The 19,362-nt window shown below is 71.0% G+C and carries 18 protein-coding genes; 10 read left to right on the top strand and 8 right to left on the bottom strand.

Features of this window, described 5'->3' with window-relative positions; translation table 11 throughout:
- Positions 1–3: 3 nt before the first annotated feature.
- From BLS25_RS09280 to BLS25_RS09300, 5 genes are all read right to left on the bottom strand, one after another.
- Positions 4–1,464, bottom strand: coding sequence for a mannitol dehydrogenase family protein (locus BLS25_RS09280; RefSeq protein WP_074695247.1), 1,461 nt, complete (start codon positions 1,462–1,464; stop codon positions 4–6).
- A 182-nt stretch (positions 1,465–1,646) separates the two neighbouring features.
- Positions 1,647–2,636, bottom strand: coding sequence for an ABC transporter substrate-binding protein (locus BLS25_RS09285; RefSeq protein WP_074695249.1), 990 nt, complete (start codon positions 2,634–2,636; stop codon positions 1,647–1,649).
- 75 nt (positions 2,637–2,711) lie between these two features.
- Positions 2,712–3,797 (bottom strand): ABC transporter permease, encoded by a 1,086-nt coding sequence (locus BLS25_RS09290; RefSeq protein ID WP_074695251.1) that lies wholly within the window; start codon positions 3,795–3,797, stop codon positions 2,712–2,714.
- Positions 3,794–4,570 carry an ATP-binding cassette domain-containing protein gene (locus BLS25_RS09295; RefSeq protein ID WP_074695253.1) on the bottom strand — a complete coding sequence of 259 codons (777 nt, stop codon included), beginning with the start codon at positions 4,568–4,570 and terminating at the stop codon, positions 3,794–3,796. The genes BLS25_RS09290 and BLS25_RS09295 overlap by 4 nt, the downstream gene beginning before the upstream one ends.
- Positions 4,567–5,256 carry a nucleoside/nucleotide kinase family protein gene (locus BLS25_RS09300; protein ID WP_074695255.1) on the bottom strand — a complete coding sequence of 230 codons (690 nt, stop codon included), beginning with the start codon at positions 5,254–5,256 and terminating at the stop codon, positions 4,567–4,569. Before BLS25_RS09300 ends, BLS25_RS09295 begins: the two co-directional genes overlap by 4 nt.
- A 238-nt stretch (positions 5,257–5,494) precedes the next feature.
- Between BLS25_RS09300 and BLS25_RS09305 the strand changes: the two genes are divergently transcribed.
- On the top strand, positions 5,495–6,223 hold the full coding sequence (locus BLS25_RS09305; protein WP_074695256.1) for an SDR family oxidoreductase: 729 nt from the start codon (positions 5,495–5,497) through the stop codon (positions 6,221–6,223).
- Positions 6,224–6,327: 104 nt separating this feature from the next.
- Here BLS25_RS09305 and BLS25_RS09310 read toward each other — a convergent pair whose 3' ends face one another.
- On the bottom strand, positions 6,328–7,575 hold the full coding sequence (locus tag BLS25_RS09310; RefSeq protein WP_074695258.1) for a D-arabinono-1,4-lactone oxidase: 1,248 nt from the start codon (positions 7,573–7,575) through the stop codon (positions 6,328–6,330).
- A gap of 86 nt (positions 7,576–7,661) precedes the next feature.
- Positions 7,662–8,822, bottom strand: coding sequence for an ROK family transcriptional regulator (locus BLS25_RS09315; protein ID WP_074695260.1), 1,161 nt, complete (start codon positions 8,820–8,822; stop codon positions 7,662–7,664).
- 69 nt (positions 8,823–8,891) lie between these two features.
- Between BLS25_RS09315 and BLS25_RS09320 the strand changes: the two genes are divergently transcribed.
- From BLS25_RS09320 to BLS25_RS16915, 5 genes are all read left to right on the top strand, one after another.
- Positions 8,892–9,377, top strand: a complete 486-nt coding sequence (locus tag BLS25_RS09320) for a glutathione peroxidase (RefSeq protein ID WP_056224130.1) — start codon at positions 8,892–8,894, stop codon at positions 9,375–9,377.
- An 84-nt stretch (positions 9,378–9,461) separates the two neighbouring features.
- Entirely contained in the window at positions 9,462–10,358 is an 897-nt protein-coding gene (locus tag BLS25_RS09325; RefSeq protein WP_074695262.1) for a lipase family alpha/beta hydrolase, read from the top strand.
- Between the two features lie 101 nt (positions 10,359–10,459).
- On the top strand, positions 10,460–11,647 hold the full coding sequence (xylA, locus tag BLS25_RS09330; protein WP_074695264.1) for a xylose isomerase: 1,188 nt from the start codon (positions 10,460–10,462) through the stop codon (positions 11,645–11,647).
- Positions 11,648–11,792: 145 nt separating this feature from the next.
- Positions 11,793–13,187: a xylulokinase gene (gene xylB, locus BLS25_RS09335; RefSeq protein WP_074695266.1), complete on the top strand. Its 1,395-nt coding sequence runs from the start codon at positions 11,793–11,795 to the stop codon at positions 13,185–13,187.
- 143 nt (positions 13,188–13,330) lie between these two features.
- Positions 13,331–13,480 (top strand): hypothetical protein, encoded by a 150-nt coding sequence (locus tag BLS25_RS16915; RefSeq protein WP_176786346.1) that lies wholly within the window; start codon positions 13,331–13,333, stop codon positions 13,478–13,480.
- Positions 13,481–13,553: 73 nt separating this feature from the next.
- Here the strand turns inward: BLS25_RS16915 and BLS25_RS09340 are convergent, their stop codons facing one another.
- Positions 13,554–14,291, bottom strand: coding sequence for a hypothetical protein (locus BLS25_RS09340; protein ID WP_081349762.1), 738 nt, complete (start codon positions 14,289–14,291; stop codon positions 13,554–13,556).
- 66 nt (positions 14,292–14,357) lie between these two features.
- Here BLS25_RS09340 and BLS25_RS09345 point away from each other — a divergent pair, with 66 nt between their 5' ends.
- The 4 genes from BLS25_RS09345 to araA all read left to right on the top strand — a co-directional run bounded on the left by BLS25_RS09345 (position 14,358) and on the right by araA (position 19,342).
- Complete coding sequence (locus BLS25_RS09345) at positions 14,358–15,326, top strand: LacI family DNA-binding transcriptional regulator (protein WP_074695268.1); 969 nt, start codon at positions 14,358–14,360, stop codon at positions 15,324–15,326.
- Positions 15,327–15,516: 190 nt separating this feature from the next.
- The gene (locus BLS25_RS09350; RefSeq protein ID WP_074695270.1) at positions 15,517–16,233 is read left to right on the top strand and encodes an L-ribulose-5-phosphate 4-epimerase; all 717 of its coding nucleotides are present in this window, start codon (positions 15,517–15,519) and stop codon (positions 16,231–16,233) included.
- Positions 16,230–17,813: a xylulokinase gene (locus BLS25_RS09355; protein WP_074695272.1), complete on the top strand. Its 1,584-nt coding sequence runs from the start codon at positions 16,230–16,232 to the stop codon at positions 17,811–17,813. Before BLS25_RS09350 ends, BLS25_RS09355 begins: the two co-directional genes overlap by 4 nt.
- A gap of 17 nt (positions 17,814–17,830) precedes the next feature.
- On the top strand, positions 17,831–19,342 hold the full coding sequence (araA, locus tag BLS25_RS09360) for an L-arabinose isomerase (RefSeq protein WP_074695274.1): 1,512 nt from the start codon (positions 17,831–17,833) through the stop codon (positions 19,340–19,342).
- Positions 19,343–19,362 lie beyond the last annotated feature (20 nt).

The following is a 19,362-nucleotide window of genomic DNA, read 5'->3' on the forward strand; positions in this document are numbered from 1 at the left end:
CCGTCAGTCGGCGAGGGCGGCGATCGCTCCGCGCGCCCCGCGCTCGGCCAGCGACGCCCGCGCCGCGAGATAGGCCTCGCGCAGGCGCGGGTTCTGCCCGAGGTCGCCGAAGACGGGTGCGTAGTCGAGGAGCGACGCAGGGTCGTCGGCGACGATCGCCCGCAGTTCGTCGAGACGGCTGTCGACCGCGGGCGTCTCTTCGCCCGACTCGGTGCGCCCCTCGAGGAAGACGCTCCACCCCGCGAGCACGAGCGCGGCGTGGTCGATGCGGCCGCCCGAGGCGAGCTGCTCACGCACGACCGGCAGCAGGAACTTCGGCAGGCGGTCCGAGCCGTCGACGACCTGGCGCGCAAGGGTGTCGCGGATCGCCTCACTGCCGAAACGGGCGATGAGCTGGTCGCAGTAGGCGTCGAGGTCGATCCCCGGGACCGCGCGGAGCGTCGGGATCGCCTCCTCGTGCATGTATCCCTGCAGGAAGTCGACGAACAGCGGGTCGGTGCACACCTCGTGCACGTAGTGCGCGCCCGAGAGGATGCCGAGGTAGCTCATGGCCTGATGCGAGGCGTTGAGCAGGCGCAGCTTCATCAGCTCGTAGGGCTCGACATCGTCGACCAGCTGAACGCCGACCTCGTCGAACGGCGGGCGCCCGGCCGGGAAGGCGTCTTCGAGCACCCACTGCTCGAACGACTCGCTGCGCACCGGCCAGCGGTCGCGGATGCCGAACTCCGAGGCGATCGCGTCGCGCGTCTCGTCGGTGGTCACGGGCGTGATGCGGTCGACCATCGAGTTCGGGAACGACACGTTCTCGGCGATCCAGCTCGACAGCTCGGCGTCGCGCCGCTCGGCGAACCCGAGCAGGGCGGCACGGGCGACGTGTCCGTTGCCCTGGATGTTGTCGCACGACATGACGGTGAAGGCCGGGATGCCGGCATCCCGGCGTCGGCGAAGAGCTTCGGTGAGCAGACCCATGACGCTGTGCGGCGGGGTCGCACCGTCGAGGTCGGCGAGCGTCGCCTCGTCGCGCGGGGCGTAGGCGCCGGTGGCGTCGTCGATGCCGTACCCGCCCTCGGTGATGGTGAGCGAGACGATCGCGGTGTCGGGGGCGGCGAGCTTCGCGACCACGGCCTCGGGGTCATCGGGCACGAAGAGGTACTCGACGATGGAGCCGACGACGCGGGCGGTGGAGGTCCCGTCGGGCGCGGTCGTGACGAGCGTGTAGAGGTCGTCTTGAGCGGCGAGGGCGTCGCGCATGGCCGCGTCGAACGACAGGACCCCGACTCCGCACAGGCCCCACTCGGTGTGGCCGGCTTCGAGCAGGCGGTCGAGGTACATGGCCTCGTGCGCCCGGTGGAAGCCGCCCACACCGAAGTGCACGATGCGCGCGCGCACGGCCGACCTGTCGTACGTCGGAACGGAGACGTTCGCCGCGAGGGAGGGGAGGGCGGCGGCGGTGAGGTCGGTCATGCGGGGCTCCGTGGTTCGTGGAGGAGGGGCGGGTGGGGCGGGATCAGAGGGGCGGATGCCGGGACCCGGGCAGTCGCTCCGGGTCCCGGCATCCGGGATTCATCTCGCGTGAGGGGTCACTCGGTGTCGCTTCGGAGCGGCCCAGGCGACCTTTTGTGACCCCTCACGCGAGAGGGGGTGTGTCAGCAGGACGACTTGTAGACCGCGTCCTTGCCGTCGGTGGTGATGTTGTCCTTCGTCAGGATGGTGAAGCCGGTCTGGATCTTCGCTTCGGTGCTCTCGCCCTTCAGCGCGGCGATGGCCTGCTTGACGCCGTCTTCGCCGATGGTGGCGGGCTCCTGCGCGACGAGGGCCTGCACGGTGCCGGCCTCGAGGGCCTTCACCTGGGCGGGACCGGCGTCGAAGCCGACGATGGTGACCTGGCCCTGCTTGCCCGCCTGCTGGACGCCGGTGGCGGAGCCCTCGGCGGCGAACAGGTTGGCGGCGAAGATGCCGACGATGTCGGGGTCCTTCTGCAGGGCCGCGGTGACGATTTCAGCGGCGGTGGAGGGCTCGTTGTGCGAGTACTGCACGCCCACGGAGCTGAACTTGCTGTCCTTGGCGACGGCGTCTTCGAAGCCCTGGGCACGCGCGTCGGTCGTCGACACACCCGGGTCGGTCGAGACGACGAGCACCTTGCCGCCGTTGGGGTTGGCCTTCTGGATCGCCTCGAAGGCCGCGGCGCCACCGCCGTTGTTGTCGGAGGAGATCTGCGAGACCGCGCCGGAGGGGTCTTCCAGCGTCGTGTCGACCAGCACCACCTTGATGCCGGCCGCCTCGGCGGCCGCGATCGGCGCCTGCATGGCCGAGACGTCGGTCGGTGCGATCAGCAGCGCGTCGGGCTTGGAGGCCACGACGGCGTCGACGATCGGCTTCTGCAGCGTCGGGTCGAACTTCTCGGGGCCCTGGGTGGTGACCGTGGCGCCTTCCTTGGCGGCCTCGGCCTGGATGCCGCACTGCATGGAGATGTAGAACTCATCTCCCGCGACGCCCTGCACGAACGCGATCTTGTACCCGCCGTCGGCGCCGCCGGACGCGCCGCCCGAGGAGGCACCTCCCGAGCACCCCGCGAGGGTCAGCGTCGCCGCCATGCCGAAGACCGTCAGGGCGGTCGCCTTCTTGTTCCACTTCATTGTGATCACCGTTCTTTTCTGGAGTACTGCTATCGGGTTGGTAAGGGGTGGAGAGGGAGGGGATGCCGCCGCGGATCAGCCGCGCCGACCTCCGCTGAGGAACTTGCGCCAGAGGCCCTGCGAGGTGCCGCGCGTCGCGGCGGTGCGGCGCACCTGGTCGACGTAGACCGCCGCGATCAGCACCGCGCCCACGGCGACCTGCTGCCAGAAAGGCTGCACGCCGGTGATGACGAAGCCGTTCTGCAGCACCGCGGGGATGAACAGGCCCACGACGGTGCCCATGATCGTGCCGACCCCGCCGAAGAGCGAGGTGCCGCCGATCACGACAGCGGCGATGACGTTCAGGTTGGTCTGGGACTGGCCGGCGATGGCGGTCGTGGAGAACTGGGAGAGAGACAGGATGCCGCCGAGCCCGGCCAGGGCGCCGGAGATCGTGTAGATCTTGATCAGCTGCGCGTCGACCTTGACGCCGACGCGGCGGGCGGCGATCTCGCTCGAGCCCACGGCCAACGTGTAGAGGCCGAAGCGCGTGAAGTGCAGGACGACAGCGCCGATCAGCACCACGACGAGCGCGATGACGCTGATGATCGGAACGGATCCGAACACGTTGCCGTACCCGATCGAGACGGTGAGCACGGTGGGGACGTCGCGGATGTCGACGCCGCCGGTGAGGATCTGCGCGAGACCGAGGGCCATGCCCAGCGAGCCGAGGGTGACGATGAGCGGCGGAATCTTCGCCTTTGCGATGAGGAAGCCGTTGAACAGCCCCCAGCACACGCCGCTCAGGACCGCGACGATGATGCCGACCGTGGCGACGCCCCACCCCTCGCCGCCCATCGCTCGCATGACGAGGGCCGACACGACCCCCGAGAAGACGAGGACGGACCCGACCGACAGGTCGATGCCGGCGGTGATGATGACGTAGGTCATGCCGACGGCGAGCACCGCGAGGATCGAGGCGTTCTGGATGATGAGGCGGAAGTTCGACCACTGGGCGAACGAGTCGGGCGCGATGATGCTGAAGACGATGATGATCGCCAGCAGAACCAGGAGGATCTGGAACGCCTGCGTGCGCAGGACCGCGGCGACCGGGTTGGTCTTCTTGTTGTCGTCGAACGTGCCGATCGCGACGGTCTCGGTCGGGGGAGTCTTGAGGCTCACTTCTGGTCGTCCTTCGTGACGGCGCCGGTCATGAGTCCGACGAGCTCTTCCATGGAGGTGTCCTTGGCGGTGATGTTGGCGACGCGGGTTCCGAGGCGCAGGACCTGGATGCGGTCGCTGACGTCGATGACGTGCGGCATCGAGTGCGAGATGAAGACCACGGCGATGCCCTTGTCACGCACGCGCCGGATGGTCTCGAGCACGTTCTTGGTCTGACGCACACCGAGGGCGGCGGTCGGCTCGTCCAGGAACACGACTCGCGAGGCCCAGTGCACGGCGCGGGCGATCGCGATGGCCTGACGCTGACCGCCCGACATCTCGCCGACGGGCGAGGTGAGCGAGCGGACGGTGGCGCCGAGTTCGTCGAATGCGTCGCGGGAGGCCTTCGCCATGTCCTTGGTCTTCATGAAGCCGAGCGCTCCCGCGAGGCCGGGGCGGCGGATCTCGCGGCCCAGGTACATGTTCTGCACCGGGTCGAGGTGGGGGGCGAGAGCGAGGTCCTGGTAGACGGTCTCGATGCCGAGGCCGGAGGCGATCTGCGGGTTCGACATGTCGATGGGCTTTCCGTCGAAGAGGATCTCGCCCTCGTCGACCGCGAGGTTGCCCGACAGGGCTTTGACGAGCGTCGACTTGCCGGCGCCGTTGTCGCCGATCAGGGCGGTGACCTCACCCGGGTAGACCTCGAAGTCCACGTTGTTGAGGGCGCGGACGGATCCGAACTGGCGCGACAGGCCGCGCGCCTGCAGCACGGGCGTAGCCGTGGTGGTGCTCATGAGGAAGCTCCTTCGTGGAGACCGACGGGGGCATCGGAGACGGTGACGACGAGGTCGGCGCGGTCGCGCCCGCGCTCGACGACGAGGGCATTGCGCTCGTCGACCTCGCGGACCCAGGCGACGGCTTCGTCGTAGGGGTGGTCGTGGGAGAGGCGCCGCGCGACGAGACGCTCGCGGCGCGCGGGGGAGTCGATGTCGAGGAACCACACCTCGTCGAGGCGCGAGGCGACGGCATCCCACCCGAACTCGTCGTGCAGCAGGTAGTTGCCCTCGGTGATGACGAGTGGAACACGGGCGGGCACGAGCACCGCCGAGCCGATCGACTCCTCGAGGCCGCGGTCGAAGCGCGGGGCGTAGACCTCGTGCCCGGCGCGGATGCGATCGAGCAGGGCGATGTAGCCCTCGACGTCGAAGGTGTCGGGGGCGCCCTTGCGGTCGCGCCGGCCGAGGCGCACGAGCTCTTCATTGGCGAGGTGGAAGCCGTCCATGCCGACGAGCACCGCGTCGTCGCCGAGGGCGGCGAGCAGGGCGTCGCTGACGGTCGACTTGCCCGCGCCGGGGGTGCCGGCCACGCCCAGGATGCGCCGCTCGCCCGACGCCGCGAGCTGCCGGGCACGGGCGACGAGGTCGTCGAGGTGCACGGTCGCGGTGGCGGTCGTCGCGTCGTTCTCCGAGGTGTGGGTCACAGCGGTGTGGTCCTTCCGGGCGACGCACCACGGCGGAGTGCTGCGTCGATGAAGCGGGTCCGGCGGGGGGTGTCCACCGGTCGAACTCCGGTTACGGTAAGCCCACCGTGACACCGGTGTCAACACCCGTGATCAATTCGTCATGACACCGAAGTCATCCGCGTGATTCTGTGGTTATCATGGGCCGTGACGACACTGCCGTCGTCCTCGACTCCCGGACCCGCGAAAGAGCCCACCCATGACCGAACTCACCGACCGCACCATCCTCGTCACCGGAGCCGGTGGCGGCATCGGAGGCGCGACCGTGCGCCACCTCGTGGCCGCCGGCGCGACGGTCCTCGCCGCGGGTCGCGACGCCGACAGCGTCGCCGCGATCAGCGCCGAGACCGGCGCCGAGCCCGTGGTGTTCGACCTCGAATCCGAAGACGAGATCCGCGCGGCCATCGAGGGCCGCGACATCTACGGCGTCGTCAACTGCGGCGGCTGGGGTGGCGAGATCGCGACCCCGATGGACACCGACATCGACGTCTTCGACAAGGTCATGCGCATCAACGCGCGCGGCTCGCTGCTGGTCACCAAGTACGCCTCGCGCGAGATGATCCGCGTCGGCAAGGGCGGCGCGATCGTGAACGTCTCCAGCCAGGCGAGCCTCGTCGCCCTCACCGGTCACATCTCGTACGGATCGTCGAAGGCTGCCCTCGACAACATCACGCGGGTCTCGGCCCTCGAGCTCGGTGGCTACGGCATCCGCGTCAACAGCGTGAACCCCACGGTCGTCATGACCCCGATGTCGGCCTGGTACTGGGGTCGTCCCGACATCGAGGGTCCCTTCCTCGAGGCCATGCCGCTGCACAAGTGGGCCACCGAAGACGACATCGCGGCGCCGATCGTGTTCCTCCTCGGCGACGGCGCCGGCATGATCTCGGGCGTCTCGCTCCCCATCGACGGCGGCTACTCCAGCCGCTGATCCCGGATGCCGTGAGGCGGCGTCGCGGTGGGCGGCGCCGTCTCGTGGTGACGCGTGCGTTGGTACCGGTCCTTCGACAGGCTCAGGGACCTGGATCGGGCTGATCAGCCCCCGAAAACGCGGTGCAGGAACGCGTTGCGGAAGACACCGCGCGGGTCCGCCTCGCGCGCGACCGCATCGAAGTCGTGGGCACGCGGCAGGGTCGCCAGGATCCGCTCACCGGGCACGGTGAACGCCTTGCCCCAGTGCGGTCGCGCATCGAACGGCGCGAGAGCGGCCTCGATGTGCGGCAGCGCTGAGAGCACTCCCTCGGTGTCGTTGCGCCAGGTGAAGTGGATGGCGAGCACGTCGCGCACGTACGCGGGGCTCAGCCACAGCCGATCGGCGGCGACCGTGCGCAACTCGGTCACCAGCAGGTGCTCCGCGAAGGCCGGGGCGATCTCGCGCACGGCCGCAAGGGCCTCGGCCGCCGAGGCCAGGGGCACGAAGTACTCCGACTGGATCTCGTCGCCGTCGCTGGGCAGCGCGTCGGCGCGGAAGTGCGGAAGGCGCGTGTGCCACGGCCCTGAGGTGCCCCGCGGCGTCGTGTTGTCGACGGTGCGGATGCGGCCGAGATGGATGTCGTCGCCGACGGCGATCCCGCCGAGTTCTTCGACCCACGACGGCGAGCCCGTGTCGCTCTTGGCCCAGACCAGGTCGTGCGCGGGGTCTCCCCAGGTCGTGAAGATGCTGACGCTGCGCGAGCCACCGAGTACCGCGATCGGATCCGCCACGATGTCGTCCCACGCGACTCCGGTGTACGCCTGCTGCGTGACGGCGTAGGTCGGTTCGGTGCGCAGCTCGACCGCGGTGACCACACCCAGGGCGCCGATGCTGAGGGCCGCCGCGCCGAACCACGGGTGGTCCTCGTCGATGCGGTGCGTGCGGCCGTCGGCATCCATCAGCTCGACGCCCGTCACGGCACTCGAGAGATTGCCGTTGCGCACGCCCGAGCCGTGCGTGCCGGTCGCCGTCGCACCCGCCACCGAGATGTGGGGGAGCGAACCGAGGTTGTGCAGCGCTCGGCCCTCGGCCTCGAGCACGGGCGCCAGCTGGGCGAAGGTCACGAGCCCTTCGACGCGCACCCTGCTGCCTGCGATGTCGATGCGCGTAGGCATCTTCTCGAGCGAGACGAGTGCGCCCTCGCTGTCGGCGACGTCGTTGAAGGTGTGGCGGGTCGCCTGCACGCGCAGATGATCCGCGGATGCCACGACCTCGGCCAGTTCGTCGGGCCCGGTGGGCAGCAGCACCTCGGTGGCGCGGTACCGGTGGTTGCCCGACCAGGTGGCTCCGGCGGAACGTGTCTCGATCATGGTTCTCCTCGCGTCGTCGCTCACCCATCCTGCCCCGGACCGCCGACATCGGGGTCGGGCGCGAGGTTTCGAGGAGAGTTTCGCGCTCAGCGCGCGGGGAAGAGCGCGGCCTCGAACACGGCCTCGGCCGCGCCGACGAGCAGGCGGTTCTCGCCGAGCTCGGCGGCGGCCAGGCGCAGCCCCTCCGCGCACGCGGGGATCGTCTGCGCGCGCACCGCGGCGTCGAGACCGGCCAGGTCGAGCTCGCCGAGGATCGCGAGGAACCCGCCGAGCACGATCACCGCGGGATTCATCACGTTCGCGGCGTTGGCGAGGGCCGTGGCGAGAATGCGGCGTTGCCGATCGGTCTCCGCCCGCACCGTCGGGTCGGTGCTGCGGGTGAGCGCCGCCGCGAGGGCCGCGTCGTCGGCGGCGTCGATGTCGAGCGCGCGCAGCAGAAGCGATCGGCTGACCTCGTCTTCGAGCACGCCCTCGGGTGCGCGCCGATCGTCGGGGTCGGCGATGCCGGGTCTGTTCTGCCCGAACTCCCCGGCGTAGCCGCCTGCCCCGCCCAGCGGTATCCCGCCGACGATGACCGCCCCGCCGATACCGCTCGCGCCGCCGTTGAGGTAGACGACGTCGTGCACGCCGCGCGCGGCACCGAACAGGTGCTCGGCCACGGCTCCCAGCGCCGCGTCGTTGGCGACATGGGTCGTGAGCCCCGTGGCATCCGTCATCAGACCGGCGAGGGCGGCGTCGGTCCAACCGAGGTGCGGAGCCTCGCGCACGAGACCGTCGGACGCGCGCACCGGACCGGGGACGGCGACGCCCACGCCGGTGAGGCGGGAGTCGGCGAGCGGCCCGCGGCGCCAGACATCGAGACGGATGCCGACGAGCTCTGCGGTGCGCTCGGGGGTGAGCAGCGCCGACTGCTCGAGGCGCTCGCGCGCGACGATCGACCCGTCGAGGGCGACCGCTGCGATGTCGAGGGCGTCGACCTCGGGGTTCACGGCGACGGCGACGACCCGCGGGTCGGGCTCGACGATGGGGGAGGGGCGGCCGACGCGCCCCTGTGCGTCCGACGCCCGCTCGACCACGAGTCCCGCGCGCTGCAGTTCTCCCACGAGGTCGGCGATGGTCGAGCGGTTCAGGCCCGTCGCCTCGGTCAGCGCGGCGCGCGAGCGCGGTCCTTCACGGTGCACGGTGCGCAGCACGAGGGCCAGATTGGCGCGGCGCATGCCGTCGCCCCGGCTTCCCGCGGTGACCATCCGACCACTGTGCCACGGGCGGGGCCGATTCCCACCCCGACCACAACAACGCGGTGCCAGGATCGGAACATGGACCTTTCCGGCATCCCCATCACGACCATCCGCGGCGAGCAGACGACCTTCGGCGAGCTGACCGACGGCAAGGCGGCCCTCGTGGTGAACGTCGCGTCGCGGTGCGGGCTCGCGCCGCAGTACGAGGCACTCGAGGCGCTGCACAAGAAGTACGCCGACCGCGGCTTCACGGTGATCGGCTTCCCCAGCAACCAGTTCCTGCAGGAGCTCAGCGACGAGGACAAGATCGCCGAGTACTGCTCCGCGACGTGGGGCGTGACCTTCCCGATGTCCGAGAAGGTCAAGATCAACGGGCGCAGCGCGCACCCCCTGTACAAGGAGCTCACGACGACTCCGGATGCCGAGGGCAAGACCGGCCGCATCTCGTGGAACTTCGAGAAGTTCGTCGTCGCCCCCGACGGCCGGGTGACCCGCTTCAGCCCCCGGACGCTGCCCGACGCCCCCGAGGTCGTCGCCGCGATCGAGGACGCGCTCCCGGCCTGATCCCTCCTGAGCCATGCGCGCGGGCGTCCCCCGCGTATCGGAGGCGTGCCCTAATCTGAGCGCATCCGACCCTGAGGAGTTGCCGTGGCCGACGCCGTCGTTCTCGTCTCCGGCGGCGCCGCCGTCACCCCGTTCACCGACACCGACCGGGGTGCCGGGTCGGGGCTCGCGGCGGGCAACACCCTCACCGCCCTCCGCGAGCACTACCGTGCGGCCGGGCGGCAGGTCTTCACCGCTCCCGCCCGCATCGGCGCGGGGACGGTCGAGGCGGATGCCGGGTGGCAGGGCTTCGGCGAGGTCCCGGTCGTGCTGCCTGCCGAGCTGACGATCAACGCCGTCGGCGCGGTCGACGACGCCGGCGTCGCGCTCGCCGCCTTCCTGCGGTGGCTCGCCGCCGAGTACGCCGTTTCGAATGTCGATCTCGTCGCGCACTCCATGGGCGGCCTGTTCTCTCGCGCGGCGATCCGCGAGCTGGCCGGAGCGGGCCCGCGGGTGGATCGCCTCGTCACCCTCGGAACACCGTGGGACGGCGCGGTGCTCGGCGACGCCGTCGCGGGCGACATCACGGATGCCGACGCGCACGGCGACCCGGCCACCACGACGATCCTCGACCAGGCGCGGGCCTACGCCGCGGCGAACTCCCAGGGAGCGGCCGAGCAGGTGTCGCGGCGGTTCCTCCGCACCTGGAACGACGCGCAGGCGGGCGTGCTCGACGACGTCGTGGTCACGGCGATCGGGGCGGGATTCTTCGCAGCCTCCACCGAGCCGGTACAGCTCTGGCCGCACGACGGGCTCGTGTCGCTGCGCAGCGGTCGCGCCGACGACGTGCCGGCGGCGGTCGTTCCCCGCATCGATCGGCACTCGTTCCCCGACCACGTCCACAGCATCTTCTTCGCCGACGCGTTCGGCCTGCCGTGGGAGCGCGCTCTGACGTGGGACCCACGGGTCTTCGAGGTGGTCGACGCCGCCCGGGGAATCTGACGCGAACGCTGGACGTCGCGGCATCCGGGATATATGTTGTGAGCACCAACAAACCCGCTGCGCGCCACCGCGCGCTCGTGCGTCCATGCGAAGGAGCAGGAATGCCCACCCCCACCCGCGACGACAAGTTCTCGTTCGGTCTCTGGACCGTCGGCTACAACGGCACCGACCCCTTCGGCGGCCCCACGCGTGAGCCCCTCGACGTCGTGCACGTCGTCGAGAAGCTCGCCGAGCTCGGCGCCTACGGCCTGACCTTCCACGACGACGACCTCTTCGCGTTCGGCTCCACCGACGCCGAGCGTCAGAAGCAGATCGACCGCCTCAAGGGCGCGATGAGCGACACCGGCATCGTCACGCCGATGGTGACCACCAACCTCTTCTCGGCCCCCGTCTTCAAGGACGGCGGATTCACCTCGAACGACCGCCAGGTGCGTCGTTTCGCGCTGCGCAAGGTGCTGCGCAACCTCGACCTCGCCGCCGAGCTCGGCGCGAAGACCTTCGTCATGTGGGGCGGCCGCGAGGGCGCCGAGTACGATTCCGCGAAGGACATCCGCCAGGCGCTCGAGCGCTACCGCGAGGCCGTCAACCTGCTCGGCGACTACGTCACCGACAAGGGCTACGACATCCGTTTCGCCATCGAGCCCAAGCCCAACGAGCCCCGCGGTGACATCCTGCTGCCGACCCTCGGACACGCGATCGCGTTCATCGACTCGCTCGAGCGCCCCGAACTCGTGGGCCTGAACCCCGAGGTCGGCCACGAGCAGATGGCGGGACTGAACTTCGCCGCCGGCATCGCCCAGGCGCTGTACCACGGCAAGCTCTTCCACATCGACCTCAACGGTCAGCGCGGCATCAAGTACGACCAGGACCTCGTGTTCGGCCACGGCGACCTGCACAACGCGTTCGCCCTCGTGGACCTGCTCGAGAACGGCGGCCCCGGCGGCGTGCCCGCGTACGGCGGCCCCCGTCACTTCGACTACAAGCCCTCGCGCACCGAGGACGAGACCGGTGTCTGGGACTCCGTGTCGGCCAACATGAACACCTACCTGCTGCTCAAGGAGCGCGCCGCGGCCTTCCGCGCCGACCCCGAGGTGCAGGCAGCTCTCGAGGCCGCCAAGGTCGCCGAGCTCGCCCAGCCGACGCTGAACGAGGGCGAGACCTACGACGACTTCCTCGCCGACCGCTCGGCCTACGAGGACTTCGACACCGACGCGTACCTCGGCGGCAAGGGCTTCGGCTTCGTCCGCCTGCAGCAGCTCGCCACCGAGCACCTGCTCGGCGCGCGCTGAGTCGGATGGGGTCCGGATGCCACGGCATCCGGGCCCTCTTTCCGTCGAGTGTCCAGGACGTGCCGCATCGCGCTCGTGCGAGACGGCGTGTCGTGGACACTGAACGGGATGCCGCACTGTTGCGGCGAGGACAAGAGGAGTGAGCATGGCGCTCGTCATGGGAGTCGACTCGTCGACGCAGTCGTGCAAGGTCGTCGTCGTCGACGCCGAGACCGGGAAGGTCGTGCGAGGGGGGCGAGCGTCGCACCCCGCCGGTACGTCGGTCGCCCCCGAGGCCTGGTGGAAGGCGCTGCAGGATGCCATTGCCCAGGCCGGCGGTCTCGACGATGTCGCTGCGGTGTCGATCGCGGGTCAGCAGCACGGCATGGTCGTGCTCGACGCCGAGGGTGCCGTCATCCGCGACGCTCTGCTGTGGAACGACACCCGGTCGGCGCAGGCCGCGCGCGACCTCATCGACGAGGTGGGCGCCGAGGCGTTCGCCGAGCGCACGGGAGCCGTGCCGGTCGCCTCGTTCACGGGCACCAAGCTCCGCTGGTTGCGAGACGCCGAGCCCGACAACGCCGCGCGCGTCGCCGCCGTGGCCCTGCCGCACGACTGGCTGACCTGGCGTCTGCGCGGGTTCGGCCCGGGCAACGTTGTTCTCGAGGAGCTCGTCACCGACCGGTCCGACGCCTCGGGCACCGCCTACTGGGGCGCCGATGGCTACGACCTCGACCTGTTCCGCCGTGCCCTGGGACGCGACGCCGTGCTGCCGCGCGTGCTCGGCCCGTGGGAGAGCGCCGGAACGCTGCCAGGGGGCGCGCTCGTCGGCCCCGGCGCGGGAGACAATGCCGGCGCAGCACTCGGTCTCGGCGCGGGCGTGGGCGACGTGGTCGTCTCGCTCGGCACCTCGGGCACCGTGTTCGCCGTCACCGACGCCCCGGCCCGCGACGCGACGGGCGCGGTGGCCGGCTTCGCCGACGCCACGGGGCGCTTCCTGCCGCTCGTGGCCACCCTCAACGCCGCCCGGGTGCTCGACGCCTTCGCGGGACTCCTCGGCGTGTCCCACGACGAGCTCGGTGCCCTGGCCCTCGAGGCCGAGCCCGGTGCCGGCGGCGTGGTGCTCGTGCCGTGGTTCGAAGGTGAGCGCACGCCCAACCTGCCGCACGCGCAGGCCTCGCTGACCGGCCTGACCCTGGCATCCACGAACCGCCCGAATTTCGCGCGCGCGGCCATCGAGGGCATGCTGAGCGGTCTCGCCGTCGGGCTCGAGGCGATCCAGGCGCAGGGTGTCGAGGTGCACCGCGTGCTGCTCATCGGCGGCGCAGCGGCGAACGAGGGAGTGGCCCGCATCGCCGCGCAGGTGTTCGACGCCGAGATCGTCGTCCCCGCCGCGGGGGAGTACGTCGCGCTCGGTGCGGCCCGCCAGGCGGCGGGGGTGCTCGCGGGCGGGCCCGTCGACTGGACGGTCGCGATGACCCGCACGGTCGAACCCGACCACCGACCCGAGATCCGCGAGCGCTACGACGTGATCGCCGCACTCCGCGCCTCGGAACAGTAGATTTCTCGCCCGCGAGCGGGCCAGAGTAGGACCGGGTCCGTCGACGTCTTGTAAGGGGGGCGTCGGCGGACTCTCGTCTGCGGGAGCGCTCCCGCGCGGTCAACGGTCTGGCGCTCGAACCTGCTGCGGCTTAGCGTGCGCGCATGACTCGCATCCACCTGCACGCGCCCACCTTCTCGCGCGACATCGAGATCGACGCGGTCGACGATCTCATCGAGGCCGAGGGGCTGACCTGGCTGCGCGAGGGGGAGGTCGACGGGGTGCCGAGATACGTCCCGGCCGCGGCCGGCTGAGGGGGCTCCGACCGCCGCGTGGCTCCGAGGTCGAGGTCTGTGCCGACGCAGGGGGATCGAGCGATCTCGCCGCTCAGCGTGGCATCCTCACCTCCGGGTGCGCCGGCTGCACGCGAGCGTAGGACGGCTGCCGCGCGGCCCGCACCCAGGCGTAGGCGTGAGAGCCGGGCAACGGATGCCGGACCGCATCGAACCGCAACCCGGTGTCGTCCTGATCATCGTCGAGACGCAGGTCGACGACGGCGAAAGGATGCCACGCCCCGAGCGCCGTGGCATGCCCCAGGGTGAGCGACCACGTGCGTTCGTCCGCGGCTCTGAGCTCTCGCGGGTCGGTCGCCGCCGGACGTCCCCTCCGTGTCCGCGCGCCCACCAGGACGGGCCCGCGCGTTCCGCGGTAGGGGAAGAGCGTGCCGAAGCGCGCGCGCTCGACGCGGCGATGCGCGCGCAGAGCGAACCGCGCCGGAACCGTCCACCCGGTCGAGGCGAGTTCGATGTCGGCGGGCTCCCCGTCCGCCTCGACGCGAAGCGCGAGCCCCACGATGTCGGGCAGCGGCGCGGGCAGGCCGATCGACCGGGACACACGAGCGACCACCGGCACCGGCCCATCGGGGGTGCGATCGATCCACGCGATGCCCGAGGGCTCGGCATCCGGAATCCATCGCACGTGCCCGCTCAACACCGCCCCGCGCGGATGGATCGGGCGGGGGTGGCGCAGTCGCCGTCCGACCGCGAACGCTCCGCTCAGAACCGCGCCGAACGCTCGCGCCACGGGAGTCGACGAGAGACGGGGGATGCCGGTGCCCGGGGTCATCGCGCCATCGCACCCCACCCGGGCGCGGTCGGCCGAGGGGGTTGCGCGCCGCTACTGTGAGGGACCATGAGCGGCGAGGTCGGGGGCAAGCGCATCGGCGTGCGCGAGGTGGCCGCCGCCGCGGGGGTCTCGACGCAGACCGTCTCGCGCGTGCTCAACGGCTACGCGGGCATCCGCGACAGCACGCGCGAGCGCGTGCTCGCCGCGGTCGCCGACCTCGACTACCGCGTCAACAACGCCGCGCGAGCGCTGGGCACGAGCTTGACGCGCACGGTGGGGGTCGTGGCATCCGATGCGGTGCTCCACGGGCCCTCGGCCGGCATCGCCGCTCTGGAGCGGGCGGCCCGGACCCGCGGGCGGTGGATCTCGACGGCGTACACCGACTCCGACGACCCCGCCGACATCGACGCCGCGGTGCGGCACCTGCTCGATCAGGGCGTCGACGGGATCGTGCTGGTCGCGGCGCACGGGGCCACTCCGCTCGAGGGATACGACGTGCCCATCGTGCCGCTGTACGGCGAGTCCGGGGCCCGCCAGCGCGACGCGGCCGCCCTCGCCGTGACCCATCTCGCCGAGCTCGGGCACCGCCGGGTGGTCGAGGTCGCCGGCCCCTCCGACTGGCGCGAAGCCCTCGCCCGAACGGCGGGGGTGGCGGACGCCGTGGCGCGCCTCGACCTCGCCCTCGTCGGTCGCGCGGAGGGGGATTGGAGCGCGGCGTCCGGCTTCGCCCTCGCCGGGGCTGTCGCCGACCTCGTGCGAGACGGGGCCACGGCCGTCGCCGTCGCGAACGACCAGATGGCCCTCGGGCTCATCGCGGGGCTCACCGCCCGAGGGCTCGCGGTGCCAGCCGATGTGTCGATCGCGGGATTCGACGACAATCCGGATGCCGCGTTCTACACCCCCGCGCTCACGACCGTCCGCCTCGACGTCGAGGGCGAGGCCGCGCACGCGGTCGCCGCCGTGCTCGGCGACGCCTCGGCGTCTCCGGCCGCACCGGTGCTGGTCGTGCGCGACTCGACGGCCCCGCCGCGCTGAGGGTCTCCCCGTCGAGGTGACCGTCTGTCGTCGAGATGACCGGCCTTTCGCCCCCATCGTGGGTCATCTCGGCGATTGCGCGTGATCTCGGCGCGGGTCAGCCCGGCCACCGGCATCCGCCCCTCGCGAAGACGCGATGTTACCGGTAACATCGAACCGGCCCCACCCGAACCCGTCGAAGGAGACACGCGTGTCCGATGCCGCCACGTTCGCGCCCGAGGTGCAGGAGGCGATCGACGCCGTCCGCGCCGACGTCGCGAAACTGCACGCCGAGCTCGTGCGCTACAACCTCATCGTCTGGACCGGCGGCAACGTCTCGGGTCGCGTGCCCGGCGCCGACCTGTTCGTCATCAAGCCCTCCGGCGTCTCGTACGACGACCTGGCTGCCGAGAACATGATCCTCTGCGACCTCGACGGCAACGCGATCCCCGGCACGCCCGGCTCCGAGCGCAGCCCCTCGAGCGACACGGCGGCGCACGCCTACGTGTACCGGAACATGCCCGAGGTCGGCGGGGTCGTGCACACGCACTCCACCTACGGCGTCGCCTGGGCCGCCCGCGGCGAGGAGATCCCCTGCGTCATCACCGCGATGGCCGACGAGTTCGGCGGACCCATCCCGGTCGGCCCGTTCGCGATCATCGGCGACGACTCGATCGGCCGTGGCATCGTCGAGACCCTGCGCGGACACCGCTCGCGCGGCGTGATCATGCAGAACCACGGTCCCTTCACGATCGGCACGAACGCGAAGGACGCCGTCAAGGCCGCCGTCATGCTCGAAGACGTCGCCCGCACCGTGCACATCGCGCGTGAGGCGGGCCCGCTCATCCCGATCCCGCAGGACAAGATCGACGCCCTCTACAACCGCTACCAGAACGTCTACGGACAGAGCACGGACGACCGCCGATGACCGCCCACACCACCGCACTGCTCGAAGAGGGCCGCGCCAGCCTCGGCATCGAGCTCGGCTCCACCCGCATCAAGGCGTGCCTGATCGGCCCCGACGCCGAGGTGCTCGCCACCGGCTCCCACGAGTGGGAGAACGTCTACGCCGACAAGCTCTGGACGTATTCGCTGGATGCCGTGTGGTCGGGCCTCCAGGCCGCCTACGCCGAGCTCGTCGCCGACGTGCGGAAGCAGTACGGCGTCACCCCCGAGCGCTACGCCGCGATGGGTGTGTCGGCCATGATGCACGGCTACCTCGCGTTCGACGCCGACGGCGAGCTGCTCGCGCCCTTCCGCACGTGGCGTAACACCAACACCGGTGTCGCGGCGACCGAGCTCACCGAGCTGCTGGGCGTGAACATCCCGCTCCGCTGGTCGATCGCGCACCTGCACCAGGCCGTCGTCGACGCCGAGCCGCACGTGCCCGAGATCCGCTTCCTCACCACCCTCGCCGGGTACGTGCACTGGAAGCTCACCGGTGAGAAGGTGCTCGGCGTGGGCGATGCCTCGGGCATGTTCCCCATCGATTCCTCCACCCGCGACTACGACGCCGAGCTCGTCGCGCGCTACGACGCGCGCGCCGCGGGCCGGGTGCCCGCGCTGAACGACCTGCTGCCGCGCGTGCTCGTGGCGGGCACCGCCGCCGGCGCGCTGACCGATGCCGGTGCGACGCTGCTCGACCCGAGCGGAACCCTGCGCCCCGGCATCCCGTTCGCTCCTCCCGAGGGCGACGCGGGCACCGGCATGGTCGCGACCTGCGCCGTGGCTCCCCGCACCGGAAACGTCAGCGCCGGCACGAGCATCTTCGCGATGGTCGTGCTCGAACGCCCGCTCACCGAGGTGCACCACGAGCTCGACCTGGTCACGACGCCCGTGGGAGATGCGGTCGCGATGGTGCACTGCAACAACGGCGCGAGCGAGCTGGCCGCGTGGGCGAACATGTTCACCGCGTTCGCCGCCGCCGCCGGCACCCCGGTGACCCCGGATGCCACCTACGCGGCGCTCTTCGAGGCGGCGCTGAACGGCGAGGCCGACGCCGGCGGGCTGCTCGCCTACAACCACCTCGCGGGCGAGCCCATCGCGGGTCTCGACGAGGGCCGACCGCTGGTCGTGCGCACCCCCGACAGCCGTCTGACGCTGCCGAACTTCATGCGCGCGCAGCTGTACGGCGTGTTCGGAACCCTCGCACTCGGCATGGACGTGCTCCACGGCGAGGGTGTGCAGCTCGACAAGATGTACGCGCACGGCGGCATGTTCCGCACGGCGGGCGTCGCCCAGCGCTTCCTCGCCGCCGCCCTCGACGCACCCGTCGCGGTCGCCGAGACGGCGTCCGAGGGTGGGGCGTGGGGCATGGCCGTACTGGCCGCCTACGTCGCCGATGACTCCGGCCGCGACCTCGACCAGTGGCTGCGCGAAACGGTGTTCGCCACCGCCCCGATCGTCACCGCCGATCCCGAGCCCGCCGACGTGGCCGGCTTCTCGTCCTACCTCGACCGTTACCGCGCAGGCCTCGCCGTCGAGGCCGCCGCCGTGGCATCCCTCTGAAAACGACAGGAACAAACATGACGCGCACGAAGCTCAAGAACGACCTCGACGGCTACGAGGTCTGGTTCGTCACCGGCAGCCAGAACCTTTACGGCGAAGAGACGCTCAAGCAGGTCGCCGAGCAGTCGCAGGCGGTCGTCGAGGGCCTCGCCGGCCTGCCGGTGAAGGTCGTCTGGAAGCCCGTGCTGAAGGACTCCGACAGCATCCGCCGCATGGCGCTCGAGATCAACGGCCGCGACGACGTCATCGGCGTCATCGCCTGGATGCACACCTTCAGCCCCGCGAAGATGTGGATCGCCGGCCTCGACGCCCTGCAGAAGCCGCTGCTGCACCTGCACACGCAGGCCAACGTGGAGCTGCCGTGGAACGACATCGACTTCGACTTCATGAACCTCAACCAGGCCGCCCACGGCGACCGCGAGTTCGGGTACATCCAGACGCGCCTCGGCGTCTCGCGCAAGACGGTCGTCGGCCACGTGTCGAACCCGGCCGTACGCCAGCAGATCGAGGACTGGGAGCGCGCCGCCGCCGGCTGGACCGCCGCCCGCACCCTCAAGCTCGCGCGCTTCGGCGACAACATGCGCTACGTCGCCGTCACCGAGGGCGACAAGACCGAGGCCGAGCTGCGCTTCGGCGTGCAGGTCAACACGTGGGGCGTCAACGAGCTCGTCGAGGCTGTGGAGAAGGCATCGGATGCCGACATCGACGCCCTCGTGCAGGAGTACGTCGACAGCTACGACGTCGTCGACGAACTGCTCCCCGGCGGCGCGCGTCACCAGTCGCTGCGCGACGGTGCGGCGATCGAGTTGGGCCTGCGTTCGTTCCTCGAGGAGGGCGGCTTCGGTGCCTTCACCACCTCGTTCGAAGACCTCGGCGCGCTGAAGCAGTTGCCCGGTCTCGCGGTGCAGCGCCTCATGGCCGAGGGCTACGGCTTCGGCGCCGAAGGCGACTGGAAGACGGCGATCCTCGTGCGCGTCGCGAACGTCATGGGTGCGGGCCTCCCCGGTGGGGCCTCGCTCATGGAGGACTACACCTACGACCTCGTCCCCGGCTCCGAGCGCATCCTCGGAGCGCACATGCTCGAGGTCTCGCCCTCGCTGACCACGAAGAAGCCCCGCCTCGAGATCCACGAGCTGGGCATCGGCGGCAAGGACGACCCGGTGCGCCTGGTCTTCACCGCCGACGCGGGCCCCGCGCTGGTCGTCGCGATGAGCGACATGCGCGACCGCTTCCGTCTGGTGGCGAACGTCGTCGAGAACGTCGACGCGCCCGACCTGCCGAAGCTCCCTGTGGGCCGCGCGGTGTGGAAGCCCGCCCCCGACTTCGCGACCTCGGCCGGCTGCTGGCTCGCCGCCGGCGCCGCCCACCACACCGTCATGACGACGGCCGTGGGCATCGAGGTGTTCCGCGACTTCGCCGAGATCGCCAAGACCGAGCTCGTCGTGATCGACGACGACACCACGGTCCGCGGTTTCCAGAGCGAGCTGCGCTGGAACCAGGCGTACTACCGCCTGGCCCAGGGCCTGTAAGACCCGTCACCCCGGGTGCC

This window comes from Microbacterium testaceum StLB037 (genome assembly GCF_900104345.1).
GTDB lineage: Bacteria > Actinomycetota > Actinomycetes > Actinomycetales > Microbacteriaceae > Microbacterium > Microbacterium testaceum_A.